We start from the raw sequence: 18,374 nt of genomic DNA, 5'->3' as shown, positions 1-18,374 counted from the left end.
TATGAAAAGAATCATCACTGTACTGATCGTGTCGTCTGTGTCCTGCCCGGTATTCGCCGGGGCCTATGTCGAAACCCGTGAAGCCTACAATACGGCCTCTGAGCTGCACGAAGTGATCCTGCGTGCCGGCTATAACTTCAATATGGGCGCGGGGTTGATGTTCACCAACGCCTACAACGTGGGGAGGTGGGATGAGCTCAAGCACAGCTATAACGAAATAGAGGGGTGGTATCCGCTCTTTAAACCGACGGACAAACTAACCTTCCAGCCGGGCGGGTTGATCAACGACAGCAGCGCCGGTTCGGGTGGCGCGGTTTATTTAGATACCAACTATAAATTCACGGACGGGTTTAATCTGACGTTCCGCTATCGCTATAACCATAACAATTACGATACGCCGGACTATAACGGGCAGATGGATAAGAACGACACGCACGAATTTGCCAACTACTGGAATTTCAAGGTGACCGATGCGTTTTTCTATACCTTTGAGCCGCATTTTTTCCAGCGGATAAATGATTACCACAGTAAAAATGGCAAAGACCATCACTGGGAAATTACCAACAAGTTCAGCTATAAGATCGACAGAAACTGGCTGCCGTACCTCGAACTCCAGTGGCTGGACAGATGGAATGATTACAACCGCGAGCAGTACAGGATCCGCCTGGGGTTACGTTATTCGTTCTAATAAAAAAGCCGCTGATTTCTCAGCGGCTTTTTTTACTACGGATTGACCGTATTAGTCTTCTTTCGCACCGCGCATAGCACGTTTACGATCGTTCTCGGTCAGGTGACGTTTACGGATACGAATTGACTGTGGAGTCACTTCTACCAGTTCGTCATCATCGATGAACTCCAGAGCCTGCTCCAGGGTCATCTTGATCGGTGGAACCAGAACCGTTGCTTCGTCAGTACCGGACGCACGCATGTTGGTCAGCTTCTTACCGGTCAGGCAGTTTACCGTCAGGTCGTTAGAACGGCTGTGAATACCGATGATCTGGCCTTCGTAAACTTCAGCACCGTGACCCAGGAACAGCTTACCGCGATCCTGCAGACCGAACAGCGCAAACGCAACCGCTTTACCCTGACCGTTGGAGATCAGTACGCCGTTGTTACGCTGGCCCACTTCGCCCGGACGAACGTCGTCGTAGTGGCTGAAGGTGGAGTACAGCAGGCCGGTACCGGAGGTCATGGTCATGAACTCAGAACGGAAGCCGATCAGGCCACGGCTTGGGATCACGTAGTCGAGACGTACGCGGCCTTTGCCATCTGGATTCATGTTTTTCAGGTCGCCTTTACGCTCGCCCAGTGCCTGCATCACAGAACCCTGGTGCTGCTCTTCTACGTCCAGCGTTACGTTTTCGAACGGCTCTTGTTTACGGCCATCGATTTCACGGAAGATTACTTTCGGACGGGAAACCGCCATCTCGAAACCTTCACGACGCATGTTTTCGATCAGAACAGACAGGTGCAGCTCACCACGACCGGAAACGCGGAATGCATCAGCGTCTTCGGTTTCTTCAACGCGCAGCGCAACGTTGTGCACCAGCTCTTTGTTCAGACGGTCAAGGATCTGACGAGAGGTAACGAACTTACCTTCTTTACCACAGAACGGAGAGGTGTTGACGTTGAAGAACATGGATACGGTTGGTTCATCAACGGACAGGGCTGGCAGCGCTTCGACGTTCTGCGGATCGCAGATGGTGTCGGAGATGTTCAGTTCACCCAGACCGGTGATCGCGATGATGTCGCCCGCTTCAGCGATGTCGCTCTCGATACGCTCAAGACCCAGGTGAGTCAGGACTTTACCGACTTTACCGTTACGGGTTTTGCCTTCGCTATCGATGATAGTGACCTGCTGGTTAGGCTTCACTTTACCGCGCTTGATACGGCCAATGCCGATTACGCCAACGTAGTTGTTGTAGTCGAGCTGGGAGATCTGCATCTGCAGGGTGCCTTCCAGATCAACGTTTGGCGCAGGAACACGGTCAACAATCGCCTGATACAGCGGGGTCATGTCTTCAGCCATGTCTTCGTGGTCCAGACCTGCGATACCGTTCAGCGCAGAGGCGTAAACGATAGGGAAGTCCAGCTGCTCGTCGGTCGCGTCGAGGTTAACGAACAGGTCGAAGACCTGGTCAACAACCCAGTCAGGACGCGCGCCAGGGCGGTCAACTTTGTTGATAACAACGATTGGCTTCAGACCATGGGCAAAAGCTTTTTTGGTCACGAAGCGCGTCTGTGGCATTGGGCCATCCATTGCGTCAACGACCAGCAGAACGGAGTCTACCATGGACATTACACGTTCAACTTCACCACCGAAGTCGGCGTGCCCTGGGGTATCAACGATGTTGATACGGTAGTCATTCCATTTAATCGCGGTGTTTTTCGCGAGGATGGTAATCCCACGCTCTTTCTCCAAATCGTTGGAGTCCATCACGCGTTCTTGGGTTTCGGCACGAGCATCAAACGTACCGGATTGCTGCAGCAGCTTATCAACCAGGGTAGTTTTACCATGGTCAACGTGCGCGATGATGGCGATGTTACGCAAATTTTCGATCACAACTTTGCCTCAGGCATTTAGAAATAGCGCGTTATTGTACACGGATTAATCGCACTACAAAACAGGATCACAAACATCCCCCGCAAACAAGTATTGCAGAGATGCTTTGTGATCGCTTTCACGGAGCGGTAAAAGGGCACTTTAACGTAAATTGCACCAATATGGTGCTTAATGTTCACATTGAAGCACTATACTGGTGCAACAAATCCATCATGGTGCAGCCCTTTTGCACTATGGTGCGCATGATAACGCCTTTTTGGGGTGTTTTAAAAGTTGGCACAGATTTCGCTTTATAAAAAATACATGGCAACAGCCAGTACCAACAGAAATTGAAGACCTCGTTACCACGACGACAATGACCAATCTGGAGAGTTAAGTATGTCCGCTGAACACGTTTTGACGATGCTGAACGAACATGAAGTGAAGTTTGTTGATCTGCGCTTCACCGATACCAAAGGTAAAGAACAGCACGTCACAATCCCTGCTCATCAGGTGAACGCCGAATTCTTTGAAGAAGGCAAAATGTTTGACGGCTCCTCCATTGGTGGCTGGAAAGGCATTAACGAATCCGACATGGTTCTGATGCCAGACGCAACCACTGCGGTCATTGATCCGTTCTTCGAAGAACCAACCCTGATCATTCGCTGCGACATCCTCGAGCCTGGCACGCTGCAGGGCTACGACCGCGACCCACGTTCTATCGCTAAACGCGCTGAAGAGTACCTGCGTTCCACCGGCATCGCGGACACCGTTCTGTTCGGGCCAGAGCCAGAGTTCTTCCTGTTCGACGACATCCGCTTCGGTGCCTCTATTTCTGGCTCCCACGTGGCTATCGACGATATCGAAGGCGCATGGAACTCTTCCACCAAATACGAAGGTGGTAACAAAGGTCACCGTCCTGGTGTAAAAGGCGGTTACTTCCCGGTTCCTCCGGTCGACTCTGCGCAGGACATTCGTTCCACCATGTGTCTGGTGATGGAAGAGATGGGCCTGGTTGTTGAAGCGCACCACCACGAAGTGGCGACTGCGGGTCAGAACGAAGTGGCAACCCGCTTCAACACCATGACCAAAAAAGCGGACGAAATTCAGATCTACAAATACGTTGTGCACAACGTTGCGCACCGTTTCGGTAAAACCGCGACCTTCATGCCAAAACCAATGTTTGGCGACAACGGTTCCGGTATGCACTGCCACATGTCTCTGTCCAAGAACGGTACCAACCTGTTCTCTGGCGACAAATATGCCGGTCTGTCCGAGCAGGCGCTGTATTACATCGGTGGTGTTATCAAACACGCTAAAGCGATCAACGCCCTGGCGAACCCAACCACTAACTCCTACAAGCGTCTGGTCCCGGGCTACGAAGCGCCAGTCATGCTGGCCTACTCTGCGCGTAACCGTTCTGCTTCCATCCGTATCCCGGTGGTGGCGTCTCCGAAAGCGCGTCGTATCGAAGTGCGCTTCCCGGACCCAGCGGCTAACCCATACCTGTGCTTCGCTGCGCTGCTGATGGCCGGTCTGGACGGTATCAAGAACAAGATCCACCCAGGCGAAGCGATGGACAAAAACCTGTACGACCTGCCGCCAGAAGAAGCGAAAGAGATCCCACAGGTTGCTGGCTCTCTGGAAGAAGCCCTGCAGGCGCTGGATGCAGACCGCGAGTTCCTGACTGCGGGTGGCGTATTCACTGACGACGCTATCGATGCTTACATCGCCCTGCGTACTGAAGAGAACGACCGCGTGCGTATGACTCCGCATCCGGTTGAGTTCGAACTGTACTACAGCGTTTAATTTAGTTGTTTTACCCGGCGTCAAAAGCGCCGGGGGTAGTTGCCGTGGAAACTTTTAGCCCATCTCCGGATGGGCTTTTTTCTCCACCAACAACCTGATCTCACGCGCTTTTTACGCTGAAACCGCTATACTGCACTAAAACAGTGCAACGACTCCAGGAGACTGCTGAATGGCAACTGGCACGCTGCCCGATGCTGGGCAGATCCTCAATTCTTTGATTAACAGCATCCTGCTGGTCGACGACGAGCTGGCCGTCCATTACGCCAACCCGGCGGCGCAACAGCTGCTCGCCCAGAGTTCACGCAAACTGTTTGGCACCCCGCTTCCTGAGTTGTTGAGCTATTTCTCGCTGAATATTGGCCTGATGCAGGAAAGTTTGCAGGCCGGTCAGGGGTTCACCGATAACGAAGTCACGCTGGTGATCGACGGGCGCTCACATATTCTTTCCCTTACTGCGCAACGTTTGCCGGAAGGACTGATCCTGCTGGAAATGGCGCCGATGGATAATCAGCGTCGCCTGAGCCAGGAGCAGCTTCAGCATGCGCAGCAAATTGCCGCCCGTGACCTGGTGCGCGGTCTGGCGCATGAAATCAAAAACCCGCTGGGTGGGTTACGCGGCGCGGCGCAGCTTCTGACCAAGGCGCTGCCCGATCCCGCGCTGGCGGAGTACACCAACGTCATCATTGAGCAGGCGGACCGCCTGCGTAACCTGGTCGATCGCCTGCTCGGGCCGCAGCAGCCGGGTATGCACGTTTCAGAAAGCATTCATAAAGTCGCTGAACGGGTGGTGAAGCTCGTCTCTATGGAGCTGCCGGAGAACGTCACGCTGGTGCGTGATTACGACCCAAGCCTGCCGGAACTGGCGCATGACCCGGACCAGATTGAGCAGGTTCTGCTGAATATTGTGCGCAATGCCCTGCAGGCGCTGGGGCCGGAAGGCGGCGAGATTATTTTACGCACCCGCACCGCCTTCCAGCTCACGCTGCACGGTGTGCGCTATCGTCTGGCGGCACGCATCGACGTTGAGGATAACGGGCCTGGCATTCCTTCTCATCTGCAGGACACCCTGTTCTACCCAATGGTAAGCGGGCGCGAAGGCGGTACGGGACTGGGCTTATCTATCGCCCGCAGCTTGATCGATCAGCACTCCGGAAAAATTGAATTTACCAGTTGGCCGGGACATACCGAGTTTTCGGTTTTCCTGCCGATTAAAAAATAAAGGTGACGTTTATGCAACGAGGGATAGTCTGGGTAGTCGATGACGATAGCTCCATCCGTTGGGTGCTTGAACGCGCGCTCACAGGGGCAGGTTTAAGCTGCACGACGTTTGAGAGCGGCAGCGAGGTGCTCGACGCACTCACCACCAAAACGCCGGACGTTCTGCTGTCGGATATTCGCATGCCGGGCATGGACGGGCTGGCGCTGTTAAAGCAGATCAAACAGCGCCATCCTATGCTTCCGGTCATCATAATGACGGCTCATTCCGACCTGGATGCCGCGGTGAGCGCCTATCAGCAAGGGGCATTCGATTATCTGCCCAAACCGTTCGATATCGACGAAGCGGTGGCGCTGGTTGAGCGCGCGATTAGCCACTACCAGGAGCAACAACAGCCGCGCCACGCACCCGATTTTGGGCCAACCACTGACATCATCGGCGAAGCGCCGGCGATGCAGGACGTGTTTCGCATTATTGGCCGTCTGTCCCGCTCGTCCATCAGCGTGTTGATTAACGGGGAATCGGGTACAGGTAAAGAGCTGGTGGCGCATGCGTTACATCGCCACAGCCCGCGGGCAAAAGCGCCGTTTATCGCCCTCAATATGGCGGCGATCCCGAAGGATTTGATTGAGTCCGAGCTGTTCGGCCACGAAAAAGGGGCGTTTACCGGCGCGAATACCATTCGCCAGGGGCGCTTTGAGCAGGCTGACGGCGGCACGCTGTTCCTGGACGAGATCGGCGATATGCCGCTGGACGTTCAAACTCGCCTGCTGCGCGTGCTGGCCGACGGGCAGTTTTACCGCGTGGGCGGCTATGCGCCGGTGAAGGTGGACGTGCGTATTATCGCCGCGACGCACCAGAACCTGGAGCTGCGCGTGCAGGAGGGCAAATTCCGTGAGGATTTATTCCATCGCCTGAACGTGATCCGCGTCCACCTGCCGCCGTTGCGCGAGCGTCGGGAAGATATCCCGCGCCTGGCGCGTCATTTCCTGCAGGTGGCGGCCCGCGAGCTGGGCGTTGAAGCCAAGCAGCTTCACCCTGAAACCGATGCCGCCCTCACCCGTCTGGCGTGGCCGGGCAACGTACGCCAGTTGGAAAACACCTGCCGCTGGCTGACCGTGATGGCCGCCGGCCAGGAAGTGTTGATTCAGGATCTCCCTGCCGAACTGTTTGAGGCCACCGCGCCCGAAAGCAGCACCGGGCACGCGCTTCCAGACAGTTGGGCAACGCTGCTGGCGCAGTGGGCCGACCGCGCGCTGCGTTCCGGTCATCAAAACCTGCTGTCTGAGGCTCAGCCAGAGATGGAGCGTACGCTGTTGACCACCGCGCTTCGTCATACGCAGGGCCATAAGCAGGAAGCCGCGCGCCTGCTGGGATGGGGACGTAATACCCTGACGCGCAAGCTGAAAGAGTTGGGAATGGAGTGATCGTACGCCGCTGTGTAAAGGTTATTAATTGAGCGCAAATTGCCGTTATTTTGCGCTTTACTGTTCCGATGAGTTTTGTATGATCGTGCCCGGAAATTGGGGGAACCATCATGCTGGAATCATTAGTGACTTTACTGTCGAGCGGAGCAGCTGAAAGCCACACGCCGCAAACCGCTGTTGCTGCGGTATTATGTGCGGCGCTGGTTGGGCTGTTTAGCTAGCAGGTTGAAATGTAAAAGCCGGGTAGCGGCTTCGCCTTACCCGGCTTTGCGCCTTAAATCACCCGTGAAAACTGCTGCATACGCGCCTTCTGGCGCAGATACGCGTCAAAGCACATGCAGATATTACGGATTAACAGACGCCCTTTCGGCGTGACCTCAATCGCGTTCTCCGACACATCCACCAGCCCGTCTTTCGCCAGCGGCGCAATCAGCTTCAGGTCTTCCGCAAAATATTCGCTGAATGTCAGATCCCACTGTGCTTCCAAGTCGCTAAAGTCGAGACGGAAGTTGCAGATAAGCGCCTTAATCACATCACGACGAATGCAGTCGTCACGGGTCAGCGCGATGCCGCGCCATAGCGCGTTGCCGGTTGCATCAACTTGCTGGTAGTAGAGCTTCAGCTCTTTCTGGTTCTGCGCGTAGCAGTCACCGATCATGCTGATGGCGGAGACACCCATGCCGAGCAGATCGGTATCGCCCTGTGTGGTATAACCCTGGAAGTTACGGTGCAGTACGCCTTCGCGCTGGGCAATCGCCAGCTCGTCATCCGGACGGGCAAAGTGATCCATGCCGATAAATTGATAGCCGCTCTCGGTCAGAGAGGTGATTGTTTCCTGCAGGATATCCAGCTTCTGCTGGGCAGAAGGCAGATCGGCATCTTTGATTTTGCGCTGGGCTGCGAATAGCGTCGGCAGGTGCGCATAGTTAAAGACGCTCAGGCGGTCCGGGCTAAGTTCAGCCACGCGCTTCAGCGTGAAGGCGAAGCTCTCCGGCGTCTGCTTTGGCAGGCCGTAAATCAGGTCGATGTTGGTCGAGGTAAAGCCAATGTCGCGTGCGTGGTTGAGTAAGGCGAAGATAAACTCTTCGTCCTGCTCGCGGTTGACCAGACGCTGCACCTCTTTATTGAAATCCTGCACGCCCATGCTCAGACGATTAAAGCCTTCGGCGCGTAAGTGATCCAGTACATCCAGCTCAATTTCACGCGGATCGACTTCGATCGAGATTTCAGCGTCGTCGTTAAAATTGAAATTTCCGCGCAGCAGCGTCATCAGGCGGCTTATTTGCGCCTTATTGAGATACGTTGGCGTGCCGCCGCCCCAGTGAAGCTGGCTGACGTGACGACCTTTAAAAAGCGGTGCGCGGTGCACAATTTCCTGTTCGAGCGCATCGAGGTATTGGTCGGCTTTATGCTGCTGACGGGTCACGATTTTATTGCAGCCGCAGAAGTAGCAGAGCTTGTGGCAGAACGGAATATGGACGTAGAGCGACAGCGGACGCTCTGGATAGCGCGCGACGGCCTGCTGAAAATCCTCCTCGCCGAAGGCATCGGAGAACTCTAGCGCGGTGGGGTATGAGGTATAACGCGGCCCAGAATAGTTATACTTCTGGATTAGGGCCAAATCCCAGTCGATAGTTGGTGCTGACATGCTCACTCCTTCCGTTGGTGTCGCGTTCGTATACGGCGGCCCGTTCTGGCCCCATCGCGGGCCATCATTCGGGTGCGCAGCCACTTCTGTCGCCGCGACAACCGCCGTAGTTTAACGAATAACCACACCAGATAACATATAACCGGAAGGGTTATAAGCAGGACTATCGTGCCTGCCGGGTGCAAATGTTAGTTTCCACCTTTCAGAAGACGCATCATATCTTCCTGCTTTTCTTCTTCCTCTTCGTCGTCTTCGTCATCGTAAGACAGACCCAGCTTCTGCATTAGCTCATCAATGCGGTCCAGTTTGGCATCTACCCATGACTGCTCTTCGGCGGTCAGGGTTTCACCCTCTTCAAGACGTTCCAGCAGCGCGTCCAGGCGCTCATCGTTCTCCAGCATATCCAGCTCAGCCTGCGGTGAAAGCATAGGTTTCTCGCTCTTTGGTTTGTGCTGCTTAGTGACCGGGGTGTCTGTCACGCCCAGTGGAATGGGAGTTTTACTGCCGATACGAGGGTCTTTCTGCTGTTTGCCTTTTGCAGAGGCGCCCGTTGCACCAACGCCGTTGGCACGGCTACCCGCAGCATGACCGCGATGTTTTTTGTCGCGTTTGCGATCGCGCGCTTCCTGGTTCAGTTCTTCGCGCGTTTTGCGGCGTGCTTTTGCAGGGCGTTTCGCGCCCGCAGCGGAGGTTGGTTTTTTCATGATGTTTTATCTTAAAGTCGTTTTCTTCAGTATAGAATTGCGGCGAAATCTAGCAGAAAGCAAGCAAAGAAAAAAGGCGACAGAGCAATCTGTCGCCTTTTTTCCTGACTCACAACCCTTAACGGGTCAGACATTCCATGTTTACCAACAACACACCCTGTTTATCCTTTGGCTGATACCGTCCGTGTATGGTTCCATTTCCTGTTAAAACGCCTCCAGGCGCTGGTCGTCCTGACTATCCTGCGTCTTCGCCTCCTGGCGCTCCTGACCCTAATCCTTAAGTCGATTTCCTGTTGGCTTCCTCGCCTTGCCGCATACTTTACCTTGTTCCGTTAAACTAACAAGCAACGAAACGGTACAAATACGGATTTTCAGATAATTACCTGGAAATAAGATTATGATTTAAAACAGTTTGCATTTTTTGACGCCTGCGAATTCTCTGAAATCTCCCATAGCAACATTAGCCGATCTCTTACAGCCGTTTGGGCATTCGCCTGCAAGCCTCGTGCAATGAGAAAAGCCTTTTGCCCGCATTCGGGTATAATCCCTCCAGATTACGATTTTTGGAGACGACCACGTGACTACCTGGAACTACCAACAGACGCATTTTGTCACCAGTGCGCCCGATATTCGCCACCTGCCTTCTGATACCGGTATTGAAGTGGCATTTGCTGGCCGCTCAAATGCGGGGAAATCCAGCGCCCTGAATACGCTGACCAATCAGAAAAACCTGGCGCGTACCTCAAAAACACCTGGCCGTACCCAGCTGATTAACCTCTTTGAAGTGGCTGAAGGCAAACGCCTCGTAGACTTGCCGGGATACGGTTATGCGCAGGTGCCTGAAGAGATGAAGATCAAGTGGCAGCGTGCGCTGGGCGAATACCTGGAAAAACGCATGTGCCTGAAAGGTCTGGTGGTGCTGATGGATATTCGTCACCCGCTAAAAGATCTCGATCAGCAGATGATCGACTGGGCCGTAGCAAGCGATATTGCCGTGCTGGTGCTGCTGACGAAAGCCGACAAGCTGGCAAGCGGCGCGCGTAAAGCGCAGGTGAATATGGTTCGCGAAGCGGTACTGGCCTTCAATGGCGATGTACAGGTTGAGCCTTTCTCTTCGCTGAAAAAACAGGGCGTGGACAAGCTGCGTCAGAAGCTCGACAGCTGGTTTAACGAGCTGGAACCCGCGACGGAAGCGGAAGAAGAGTAATACCGAGCGCGGCGATGTCCGCGCTTTTTTTTGCCCGAACTTTTCTTTGCCGCAATAAAAAACGCCCCAGTCATTACTGACTGGGGCGGCTAAAATATTCAGCCAAATCCGATTACGTGAAGTAAAAGGTCTGAAAGATAGAACATCTTACCTCTGTACCCTACGTCGATAACTCTACCCCTTTTTGTGCTGCAGAAAAAGCACTTTTTGTAGTTTTTTTTCATTCTTTACATAGGGAATTCTAATGATCGTCACAAAACGCGCTTTCTTATGTTGCAAACTTACATAAACAGCGCGTTATGCGAAGAACCTTTAGTGAGCCTGATCCCAGTTTTCACCACTTCCCACTTCCACCAGCAACGGGACGTCCAGCGTCATGCTGCTTTCCATCAGTTCGTGGATCTTTTTCGACACAATATCGAGATCGTCTTTGTGCACTTCAAATACCAGTTCATCGTGTACCTGCATGATCATTTTCACGCGCGGCTTCTCTTTCTCCAGCCAGGCATCAACAGCGATCATTGCGCGCTTGATGATGTCCGCTGCGGTACCCTGCATCGGGGCGTTGATCGCCGCACGCTCTGCGCCAGCGCGGCGCGCCGCGTTGCTGGATTTGATGTCCGGGAGATAGAGACGACGGCCATCCAGGGTTTCAACGTAACCTTTCTCTTTCGCCTGCGCGCGGGTGCGTTCCATATATTCCAGAACGCCCGGATAACGCTCGAAGTAAAGATCCATATACTTCTGCGACTCTTTGCGCGGAATGTTTAGCTGGCGTGAAAGGCCAAACGCGCTCATGCCGTAGATTAGACCGAAGTTGATCGCTTTTGCACTGCGGCGCTGTTCGTTGGTCACGTTGTCCAGCGGTAAACCAAAGACCTCCGCCGCGGTCGCCCGGTGGATGTCTTTTCCTTCCGCAAATGCCGTCAGCAGACCTTTATCGCGGGACAGGTGCGCCATAATGCGCAGTTCAATTTGCGAGTAGTCAGCCGAGACAATCAGGTAGTCATCAGGAGCTATAAAGGCCTGACGAATGCGGCGCCCTTCCTCATTACGCACCGGAATGTTCTGCAGGTTAGGATCGGTTGACGAGAGACGCCCGGTTGCCGCTACCGCCTGATGATACGACGTGTGCACACGGCCCGTTTTCGGGTTGATCATCAGTGGAAGTTTGTCCGTGTAGGTAGACTTCAGCTTCGCGAGACCGCGGTACTGCAGAATCACTTTTGGCAGCGGGTAGTCCAGCGCCAGCTCTTCCAGCACCTCTTCAGAGGTTGACGGCGCGCCGCCAGGGGTTTTCTTCAGCGGCTTGATGCCCTGCTTTTCAAACAGAATGGTTTGCAGCTGCTTCGGTGAAGAGAGGTTAAACGGCTCGCCTGCAAGCTCATGCGCTTTCTGCTCGAGCTCGGTCAAACGCTGCGCGAGCTCGCCAGAGTGGTTATGCAGCACCGTTGGATCGATCTTAACGCCATTGCGTTCGATACGGGACAGAACGGGCACCAGCGGCATTTCAATATGCTGGAATACGTTCAGCGGACCTTCGTGCTTCTGCAGTTTCGGCCACATCTTCAGATGCAGTTGCAGCGTGACGTCGGCATCTTCCGCCGCGTAGCGCCCTGCTTCTTCAAGAGCAATCTGGTTAAAGGTGAGCTGATTTTTCCCTTTACCGGCAATCTCTTCAAAGGTAATGGTTTTGTGCTTGAGCCAGCGGTCAGATAAGGAATCCATATCATGACGGCCCGCCACGCTGTCCAGAATGTAGGATTCGAGCATAGTGTCAAAGGCAATCCCGCGCAGCTCAATGCCGTAGTTCTGCAGAATGCCGCGGTCGTACTTGAGGTTTTGCCCAACCTTCAGCGCCTTTTCGTCTTCCAGAATCGGCTTCAGTAGCTCGAGCGCGCGCTCGCGGGAGATCTGCTCCGGCGCATCCAGGTAGTCGTGCGCCACGGGAACGTAGGCGGCAATACCCGGCTCTGTCGCAAAGGACAATCCCACCATATTGGCTGAGATGTTGTCGAGGCTGTCTGTTTCGGTGTCAAAGGCAAAGACCGGCGCTTTTTTCAGTTTCTCGATCCAGGCGATCAGCTGTGACTCTTCCAGAATGGTTTCGTAGTTGTCGAAGGAGAGCGCTGCGGCTTCTTCTTCCGCCTGATCTTCGGCATCAACGACAATCGTCTCTTTCGGCTTAGCAGCAGGTTTGGCCCCTTTAGCCTGCAGCCATTTACCGGCTTCCACGTCAGTGGTCCAGCGCTTGAATTCGTATTTCTTAAACAGGCTCAGCAGGTCGTCAGCGGAAGGCTGTTGCACTTCCAGCTGCTCACAGCCCAGCTCCAGCTCCACATCGGTTTTGATTGTTGCCAGCTTATAGGAGAGATAAGCCACCTCTTTGTTCTCTTCCAGCTTCCCGGCCATGGTTTTTGCGCCACGGAAGGAAAGTCCGGCGATTTTGTCGGATTCCGCGTAGAGCGTGTCCAGACCACCCAGCCCCTGAAGCAGCGCCTGCGCGGTTTTTTCACCGACGCCAGGAACGCCAGGAATGTTATCCGAGGAGTCGCCCATCAACGCGAGGAAGTCGATAATCAGCTCTGGCGGCACGCCATACTTAGTGACTACTTCTTCTGGCCCCAGAATGGTGTTGGTCATGGTGTTGATCAGGGTAATACCTGGCGTCACCAGCTGCGCCATATCTTTATCACCGGTGCTGATCAGCACCGGACGGCCCATTTTTTCAGCTTCACGCGCCAGCGTACCGATGACGTCGTCAGCCTCCACGCCAGAGACGGCCAGCAGCGGCAGGCCCATTGCTTTCACCATGGCGTGCAGTGGCTCAATCTGCGCACGCAGATCGTCAGGCATTGGCGGACGATGGGATTTGTAATGTTCGAACAGCTCATCGCGGAAGGTTTTGCCTTTCGCATCAAAAACGACAGCCGCATGGGTGGGCTGATATTGAAGAATCAGGCTGCGCAGCATATTCAGCACGCCGTACATCGCGCCGGTAGGTTCCCCTGCGCTATTGGTCAGAGGAGGAAACGCATGGTACGCCCGATACAGGTAAGAAGAGCCGTCGACGAGAATAAGTGGGTTTTCTGGGATCTGAACCATAATGTCCGTGCCTTTAATCAATTTATGCGTAAAGGATGCCACAGAAGGATGAAAACATCAGTTATTCAGGTTCGATACAGGAAAAGATTTTGCGATCGTGAGGATCGCTCGCAAAATTCAAACTGTGGATAAGTTTGTGAATATTTTCACTTCAAATGAAAAACAGATACTAAAAGCAGGCACGCGTTGATAATAAATTATTACATATCATAATGTTAACAACTAACACTGCATGAAAATAGCCTGCTGATGGCAATTTAGTCTATGTGGATATAAGTTCTGATTAGCGCACAATAATAGAGAAATCTTCTGCTTCAGGGGAAAAGCCGTCTATTGACGATATGAAAGCGCCATAATTTTGTCACTTTTCTGATAAAATCAGCCCCCAGCGCCGTATCATCGGCGGGTCCATTAAAGCTAACCATCTGAAAAAGCTCATCATGTCGAGATTGCTCGCTGCAATAACATTACCGCTAAGCATCATTTTAACTATTCTGGTGACGATTGCGTGTTCTGTGCCAATCATTATCGCCGGGATCGTTAAACTTCTGCTGCCTGTGCCTGCGGTGTGGCGATCCGTCTCTGCGTTTTGTAATTTCATGATGTATTGCTGGTGTGAAGGGTTAGCGATCCTGCTGTGCCTGAATCCGCATCTTAAGTGGGATGTCGAAGGGCTGGAGAGCCTCAACAAAAAGAACTGGTACCTGCTGATTTGCAATCATCACAGCTGGGCGGACATCGTGGTGTTATGCGTGCTTTTTCGCAAACATATCCCGATGAACAAGTACTTCCTGAAGCAGCAGCTCGCCTGGGTGCCCTTTATCGGGCTGGCCTGCTGGGCGCTTGATATGCCGTTTATGAAACGCTATTCGCGCAGCTATCTGATTCGTCATCCGGAGCGTCGCGGTAAGGATGTGGAAACCACCCGCCGCTCCTGTGAAAAGTTTCGCGCACATCCAACGACCATCGTGAACTTTGTTGAAGGCTCACGGTTTACGGAAGATAAACGTCAACAAACACGCTCCCCTTATCAGAACCTGCTTCCGCCAAAGGCGGCGGGTATTGCGATGGCGCTTAACGTGCTGGGTGCACAGTTCGATAAACTTCTGAACGTTACGCTCTGCTATCCGGAAAATGACAGGACGCCATTCTTCGATATGCTCAGCGGCAAGCTGACTCGCATTGTTGTTCGGGTGGATTTAGTGCCGATCGATGCCGGGCTGCACGGTGACTACGTTAACGATAAGAATTTCAAACGTGGTTTCCAGCAGTGGCTTAATACGCTCTGGAAAGAGAAAGACGAACAGATAGACAGCATTAAATCTTCATACAAAAACGCCGGTCAGTGACCGGCGTTTTTGTATCAACGAAATTACTTCTTCTCAACCAGGTATTTCACGGTATCAGCATACTGCTGTACGAAAATATCCATGCTGCTGGTATCCATGCCCTGCATGTTCAGCTGATATTTGCCGTTAACAAACATCGCCGGAACGCCCTGAAGCTGCAGATCAGCGGCCGCTTTTTCCTGCTGAGCAACCAGAGATTTCACTACAAAGCTGTTCCACGCGGCGTCGTACTCTTCACCTTTCACACCGGCATCAACGAACACTTTGCGGATATCCGCAGTGGTCTGAACGGTCTGGGTTTTCTGTACGGCCTCGAACATTGGAGCAGTGATTTTATCTTCCACGCCCAGCGCCATCGCAACCGCCCACGCCTGAGTCAGGTCTTTACCCAACGGGCCCAGGAACTCAACGTGGTACTTGGTCATTTTGGTGCCTTCCGGCAGCTTCTTCTTCACGTTGTCAGAAACATGCAGCACCTCTTCGAATTGATAGCAGTGCGGGCAATAGAATGAGAAGAACTCCAGAACCTGTGGCTCGCCAGCAACCGGCTTTTCCAGCGTGATAAACTGTTTACCGTCGGTAAACTGCGCAGCAGAAGCGCTAAATGCCAGAATCATACCTGCCAGCGCCAGCCAAATTTTTTTCATGATTAACTCTCTCCTGGGTGTGTCCAATTAATACATCGGCGTTAATTGCAGAGGGGGTTCCTGAAGAACCTTAACCTGCTGAGTGAATGTAGATATCTGGCTGCGCCAGTAATCTTCTCCGGTAAGCCACGGGAAATTACGATGAAATGCGGGGTCGTCCCAACGCCTGATTAACCATGCGAGATAATAAACAAAACGCATCGCACGTAAAGGCTCAATCAGGGCAATTTCGTCTGAATTAAACGGGCTAAATTCTTCATAGGCTTCAATAATCGTTTCAAGCTGCATACGCTGCTCGGCTTTGTCGCCATTGAGCAGCATCCACAGATCCTGAACCGCTGGTCCCATGCGCGCATCGTCGAGATCGACAAACAGCGGACCATCGCGCCAGAGAATATTTCCGGCATGACAATCGCCATGCAGGCGCAGAACGGAAATATCATCACGCCAGCAGGTTTTCACCGCAGCAATAAGCTTATCGGTGGCGTTGAGGAAATCATCCTTTAACGCAGCGGGGATCAGCGCAGACGTTTCGAATATCTGACGTGGTTCGGTGAGATATTCATGAATCCCGATCGTTGGTCGGGCAGTGAACGCTGTTTTACGTCCCGTCTGATGAATGCGTCCCAGATAGCGAGCAACCCACTCCATCTGATCGATATTATCCGCTTCAAACTGGCGGCCACCCAGACTGGGGAATACGGCGTAGTAAAACCCTTCATGCGTGAGCAGCGTTTGGTTATTGAACTTTATCGGCGCGGCAACGGGAACGTCATCAACCAGCAGATCGTGAGCAAACTGGTGCTCCTCCTGAATTTGCTGTGCAGACCAACGTTCAGGGCGATAGAACTTTACGACGAAGCGCTGACGATCCTCGTCCTGAAATTGATAGACGCGGTTTTCGTAGCTGTTTAACGGAGTTAGCCCGGAATCCACACGAATACCCTGTTCAAACAGGGCATCCATAATGGTATCCGGGTGTAGTGTCTGGAAAGTAAAAGCCTGGTCGTTCATCCGATCATCCGGAAATTATACGAATGATTCAGGATATCATCTTGTAGCGATTTCGGTGGCTCCGCTTACAAGCTTTTACTCTTTAATTACGCCTCGGGCGCGCAGCAATGCAGTTTTAAAATCTTCCTCATAATCCTTCTGAATACCAGGAATAACAGCATCTTTGGCTGAGTCGCGCATTTTGAGGTGGTAGATCAGGATGTCGTCAGAAAGGTCTGCCAGATCGCCGTCAAAACCTGACTCTTTTGCCAGTTTCTGTAAGAATCGCATCAGATTCAGCTCTGGCTCTTTTTGCCAGGCCGGCTGGAGGAGTTCAATGACTTCATTCAGACGTTTACATTTCATGGTGGTGCTCCTTTCATTTAGAGTGACACGTTAGCAGGGTCAATCCCACAATAAAAGAGGCGATATTCGTGAATCTTAGCCTGGAAATCACTGGGGTCGTTCTGGCAGGCGGCAGAGCTACACGTATGGGCGGGGAAGATAAGGGACTTCAGCTCCTGAAAGGCAAGCCCTTATGGCAGCATGTCGCTGATACGCTTGTCGATCAGGTGTCAGCAATGGCGCTGAGCGCAAATCGCCATATCGATATTTACCAGCGCAGCGGGTTTCCCGTTTATCAGGATAATCTCGCAGATTTTCCGGGGCCGCTGGCCGGCATGCTTTCGGTGATGCAGCAGTCGCAGGGAGAGTGGTTTCTCTTTTGTTCGTGTGATACGCCATTTATACCCACCTGCCTGGTGGAACGGATGCTGCAACAGCGAGGTGATTCACCCGTGGTCTGGGTGCATGACGGCGAGCGCGACCACCCAACTATCGCGCTCATTAACCGATCCTTGATTCCTGCTATGAGCGACTATCTGGCCTCCGGAGAGCGAAGAGTGATGGTATTTATGCGTAAGGTCGGCGGACATGCTGTTGATTTTAGCGACATGAAAACATCGTTCGTGAATGTGAACACAATAGAAGATTTACAGGCCATGCAGGAGAAGAGATGAACTCTGTTTTAGCCATTTCCGCCTGGAGTGGGACAGGAAAAACCACGTTGCTGAAAAAACTGATACCCGCGCTGTGCGCCCGCGGTATTCGTCCTGGCTTGATTAAGCATACTCACCATAATATGGATGTCGATAAGCCGGGCAAAGATAGCTATGAGCTGCGCAAAGCGGGTGCCGCGCAGACAATGGTAGCAAGCAACCAGCGTTGGGCATTGATGACAGAAACGCCGGATGAGGCACCGCTGGATCTCGCGTATCTGGTGAGCCGGATGGATCACTCCACGCTGGATCTGGTGCTGGTTGAGGGATTTAAGCATGAGGCCGTGCCTAAGATCCTGCTGTTCAGAAGCGATGCCGGGCATGACATCAGCGAGTTAACGCTGGATGAGCATGTGATTGCGGTGGCCAGCGATGTTGCTCTCGATATTGAGGTTCCGGTGCTGGATTTAAATGATGAGGATGGGATTGCTGAGTTTATTGTGAAGTGGTGTGCGGTCTGACTTGCCGGGTGGCTGCTTCGCCTTACGCGGCCTACATTTCGCGGTATGTAAACGCAAAAAGGCCATCCTTTCGGATGGCCTCTTCACTTAATTGATGCCTGGCAGTTCCCTACTCTCACATGGGGAGACCCCACACTACCATCGGCGCTACGGCGTTTCACTTCTGAGTTCGGCATGGGGTCAGGTGGGACCACCGCGCTAAAGCCGC

General features: G+C 53.1%; 18 protein-coding genes and 1 rRNA gene. 9 read left to right on the top strand and 10 right to left on the bottom strand.

Annotated features, from left to right (window positions below):
- Position 1: 1 nt before the first annotated feature.
- Complete coding sequence (gene ompL / locus ACTJI7_RS14800; protein WP_258150945.1) at positions 2-688, top strand: porin OmpL; 687 nt, start codon at positions 2-4, stop codon at positions 686-688.
- 51 nt (positions 689-739) lie between these two features.
- On the opposite strand, the gene typA is transcribed toward ompL, so the two are convergent.
- On the bottom strand, positions 740-2,563 hold the full coding sequence (typA, locus tag ACTJI7_RS14795) for a ribosome-dependent GTPase TypA (protein ID WP_028014891.1): 1,824 nt from the start codon (positions 2,561-2,563) through the stop codon (positions 740-742).
- 378 nt (positions 2,564-2,941) lie between these two features.
- Between typA and glnA the strand changes: the two genes are divergently transcribed.
- The 4 genes from glnA (at position 2,942) to ACTJI7_RS14775 (ending at position 7,215) form a co-directional block, all read left to right on the top strand.
- Positions 2,942-4,351 carry a glutamate--ammonia ligase gene (gene glnA, locus ACTJI7_RS14790; protein ID WP_008501856.1) on the top strand — a complete coding sequence of 470 codons (1,410 nt, stop codon included), beginning with the start codon at positions 2,942-2,944 and terminating at the stop codon, positions 4,349-4,351.
- Positions 4,352-4,520: 169 nt separating this feature from the next.
- Positions 4,521-5,570 (top strand): nitrogen regulation protein NR(II), encoded by a 1,050-nt coding sequence (gene glnL, locus ACTJI7_RS14785; protein ID WP_014172250.1) that lies wholly within the window; start codon positions 4,521-4,523, stop codon positions 5,568-5,570.
- Positions 5,571-5,581: 11 nt separating this feature from the next.
- On the top strand, positions 5,582-6,994 hold the full coding sequence (gene glnG / locus ACTJI7_RS14780; RefSeq protein ID WP_028014893.1) for a nitrogen regulation protein NR(I): 1,413 nt from the start codon (positions 5,582-5,584) through the stop codon (positions 6,992-6,994).
- Positions 6,995-7,104: 110 nt separating this feature from the next.
- Positions 7,105-7,215, top strand: coding sequence for a YshB family small membrane protein (locus ACTJI7_RS14775; RefSeq protein ID WP_017382667.1), 111 nt, complete (start codon positions 7,105-7,107; stop codon positions 7,213-7,215).
- A gap of 53 nt (positions 7,216-7,268) precedes the next feature.
- On the opposite strand, the gene hemN is transcribed toward ACTJI7_RS14775, so the two are convergent.
- The gene (gene hemN / locus ACTJI7_RS14770; RefSeq protein WP_440670965.1) at positions 7,269-8,642 is read right to left on the bottom strand and encodes an oxygen-independent coproporphyrinogen III oxidase; all 1,374 of its coding nucleotides are present in this window, start codon (positions 8,640-8,642) and stop codon (positions 7,269-7,271) included.
- 188 nt (positions 8,643-8,830) lie between these two features.
- A complete protein-coding gene (yihI, locus tag ACTJI7_RS14765) occupies positions 8,831-9,346 on the bottom strand; it encodes a Der GTPase-activating protein YihI (RefSeq protein WP_192987463.1) in 516 nt (171 codons plus the stop codon).
- Positions 9,347-9,923: 577 nt separating this feature from the next.
- Here yihI and yihA point away from each other — a divergent pair.
- Positions 9,924-10,553, top strand: a complete 630-nt coding sequence (gene yihA, locus ACTJI7_RS14760; protein ID WP_014885764.1) for a ribosome biogenesis GTP-binding protein YihA/YsxC — start codon at positions 9,924-9,926, stop codon at positions 10,551-10,553.
- A 98-nt stretch (positions 10,554-10,651) separates the two neighbouring features.
- Here yihA and ACTJI7_RS14755 read toward each other — a convergent pair whose 3' ends face one another.
- The 3 genes from ACTJI7_RS14755 to ACTJI7_RS14745 all read right to left on the bottom strand — a co-directional run bounded on the left by ACTJI7_RS14755 (position 10,652) and on the right by ACTJI7_RS14745 (position 14,259).
- Positions 10,652-10,699, bottom strand: a complete 48-nt coding sequence (locus tag ACTJI7_RS14755; RefSeq protein WP_071892919.1) for a spot 42 RNA, inhibition of DNA synthesis — start codon at positions 10,697-10,699, stop codon at positions 10,652-10,654.
- Between the two features lie 166 nt (positions 10,700-10,865).
- Positions 10,866-13,658 carry a DNA polymerase I gene (gene polA, locus ACTJI7_RS14750; RefSeq protein WP_028014897.1) on the bottom strand — a complete coding sequence of 931 codons (2,793 nt, stop codon included), beginning with the start codon at positions 13,656-13,658 and terminating at the stop codon, positions 10,866-10,868.
- A gap of 361 nt (positions 13,659-14,019) precedes the next feature.
- On the bottom strand, positions 14,020-14,259 hold the full coding sequence (locus ACTJI7_RS14745) for a hypothetical protein (protein WP_226840437.1): 240 nt from the start codon (positions 14,257-14,259) through the stop codon (positions 14,020-14,022).
- On the opposite strand from ACTJI7_RS14745, the gene ACTJI7_RS14740 reads away from it, so the two are divergent.
- Positions 14,156-15,007: an acyltransferase gene (locus tag ACTJI7_RS14740; RefSeq protein WP_252017107.1), complete on the top strand. Its 852-nt coding sequence runs from the start codon at positions 14,156-14,158 to the stop codon at positions 15,005-15,007. The two genes, ACTJI7_RS14745 and ACTJI7_RS14740, sit on opposite strands and share 104 nt — an antisense overlap.
- A gap of 23 nt (positions 15,008-15,030) precedes the next feature.
- Here the strand turns inward: ACTJI7_RS14740 and dsbA are convergent, their stop codons facing one another.
- The 3 genes from dsbA to ACTJI7_RS14725 all read right to left on the bottom strand — a co-directional run bounded on the left by dsbA (position 15,031) and on the right by ACTJI7_RS14725 (position 17,013).
- On the bottom strand, positions 15,031-15,654 hold the full coding sequence (gene dsbA / locus ACTJI7_RS14735) for a thiol:disulfide interchange protein DsbA (RefSeq protein ID WP_028014899.1): 624 nt from the start codon (positions 15,652-15,654) through the stop codon (positions 15,031-15,033).
- 27 nt (positions 15,655-15,681) lie between these two features.
- Positions 15,682-16,668, bottom strand: a complete 987-nt coding sequence (locus ACTJI7_RS14730; protein ID WP_236279021.1) for a serine/threonine protein kinase — start codon at positions 16,666-16,668, stop codon at positions 15,682-15,684.
- A gap of 75 nt (positions 16,669-16,743) precedes the next feature.
- A complete protein-coding gene (locus ACTJI7_RS14725; RefSeq protein ID WP_252017105.1) occupies positions 16,744-17,013 on the bottom strand; it encodes a YihD family protein in 270 nt (89 codons plus the stop codon).
- A 68-nt stretch (positions 17,014-17,081) separates the two neighbouring features.
- On the opposite strand from ACTJI7_RS14725, the gene mobA reads away from it, so the two are divergent.
- Together mobA and mobB are read left to right on the top strand one after the other, a co-directional pair.
- On the top strand, positions 17,082-17,666 hold the full coding sequence (gene mobA, locus ACTJI7_RS14720) for a molybdenum cofactor guanylyltransferase MobA (RefSeq protein ID WP_048958073.1): 585 nt from the start codon (positions 17,082-17,084) through the stop codon (positions 17,664-17,666).
- Complete coding sequence (gene mobB, locus ACTJI7_RS14715; RefSeq protein WP_048959965.1) at positions 17,663-18,166, top strand: molybdopterin-guanine dinucleotide biosynthesis protein MobB; 504 nt, start codon at positions 17,663-17,665, stop codon at positions 18,164-18,166. The genes mobA and mobB overlap by 4 nt, the downstream gene beginning before the upstream one ends.
- A 96-nt stretch (positions 18,167-18,262) precedes the next feature.
- On the opposite strand, the gene rrf is transcribed toward mobB, so the two are convergent.
- Positions 18,263-18,374: ribosomal RNA gene (gene rrf, locus ACTJI7_RS14710) — 5S ribosomal RNA — on the bottom strand.

Origin of the sequence: Enterobacter sp. 22499 (genome assembly GCF_052044815.1) — a bacterium.
Lineage (GTDB): Bacteria > Pseudomonadota > Gammaproteobacteria > Enterobacterales > Enterobacteriaceae > Enterobacter > Enterobacter bugandensis.
The sequence above is the reverse complement of the archived record's forward strand: the minus strand, read 5'-3'. Positions and strand labels throughout refer to the sequence as shown.

What these genes read in the sequence shown, in the direction of transcription:
- ompL (WP_258150945.1), top strand. Translation starts at nt 2, where the DNA reads ATGAAAAGAATCATCACTGTACTGATCGTGTCGTCTGTGTCCTGCCCG.
- glnA (WP_008501856.1), top strand. Translation starts at nt 2,942, where the DNA reads ATGTCCGCTGAACACGTTTTGACGATGCTGAACGAACATGAAGTGAAG.
- glnL (WP_014172250.1), top strand. Translation starts at nt 4,521, where the DNA reads ATGGCAACTGGCACGCTGCCCGATGCTGGGCAGATCCTCAATTCTTTG.
- glnG (WP_028014893.1), top strand. Translation starts at nt 5,582, where the DNA reads ATGCAACGAGGGATAGTCTGGGTAGTCGATGACGATAGCTCCATCCGT.
- ACTJI7_RS14775 (WP_017382667.1), top strand. Translation starts at nt 7,105, where the DNA reads ATGCTGGAATCATTAGTGACTTTACTGTCGAGCGGAGCAGCTGAAAGC.
- hemN (WP_440670965.1), bottom strand. Translation starts at nt 8,642, where the DNA reads ATGTCAGCACCAACTATCGACTGGGATTTGGCCCTAATCCAGAAGTAT.
- yihI (WP_192987463.1), bottom strand. Translation starts at nt 9,346, where the DNA reads ATGAAAAAACCAACCTCCGCTGCGGGCGCGAAACGCCCTGCAAAAGCA.
- polA (WP_028014897.1), bottom strand. Translation starts at nt 13,658, where the DNA reads ATGGTTCAGATCCCAGAAAACCCACTTATTCTCGTCGACGGCTCTTCT.
- ACTJI7_RS14745 (WP_226840437.1), bottom strand. Translation starts at nt 14,259, where the DNA reads ATGAAATTACAAAACGCAGAGACGGATCGCCACACCGCAGGCACAGGC.
- dsbA (WP_028014899.1), bottom strand. Translation starts at nt 15,654, where the DNA reads ATGAAAAAAATTTGGCTGGCGCTGGCAGGTATGATTCTGGCATTTAGC.
- ACTJI7_RS14730 (WP_236279021.1), bottom strand. Translation starts at nt 16,668, where the DNA reads ATGAACGACCAGGCTTTTACTTTCCAGACACTACACCCGGATACCATT.
- ACTJI7_RS14725 (WP_252017105.1), bottom strand. Translation starts at nt 17,013, where the DNA reads ATGAAATGTAAACGTCTGAATGAAGTCATTGAACTCCTCCAGCCGGCC.
- mobB (WP_048959965.1), top strand. Translation starts at nt 17,663, where the DNA reads ATGAACTCTGTTTTAGCCATTTCCGCCTGGAGTGGGACAGGAAAAACC.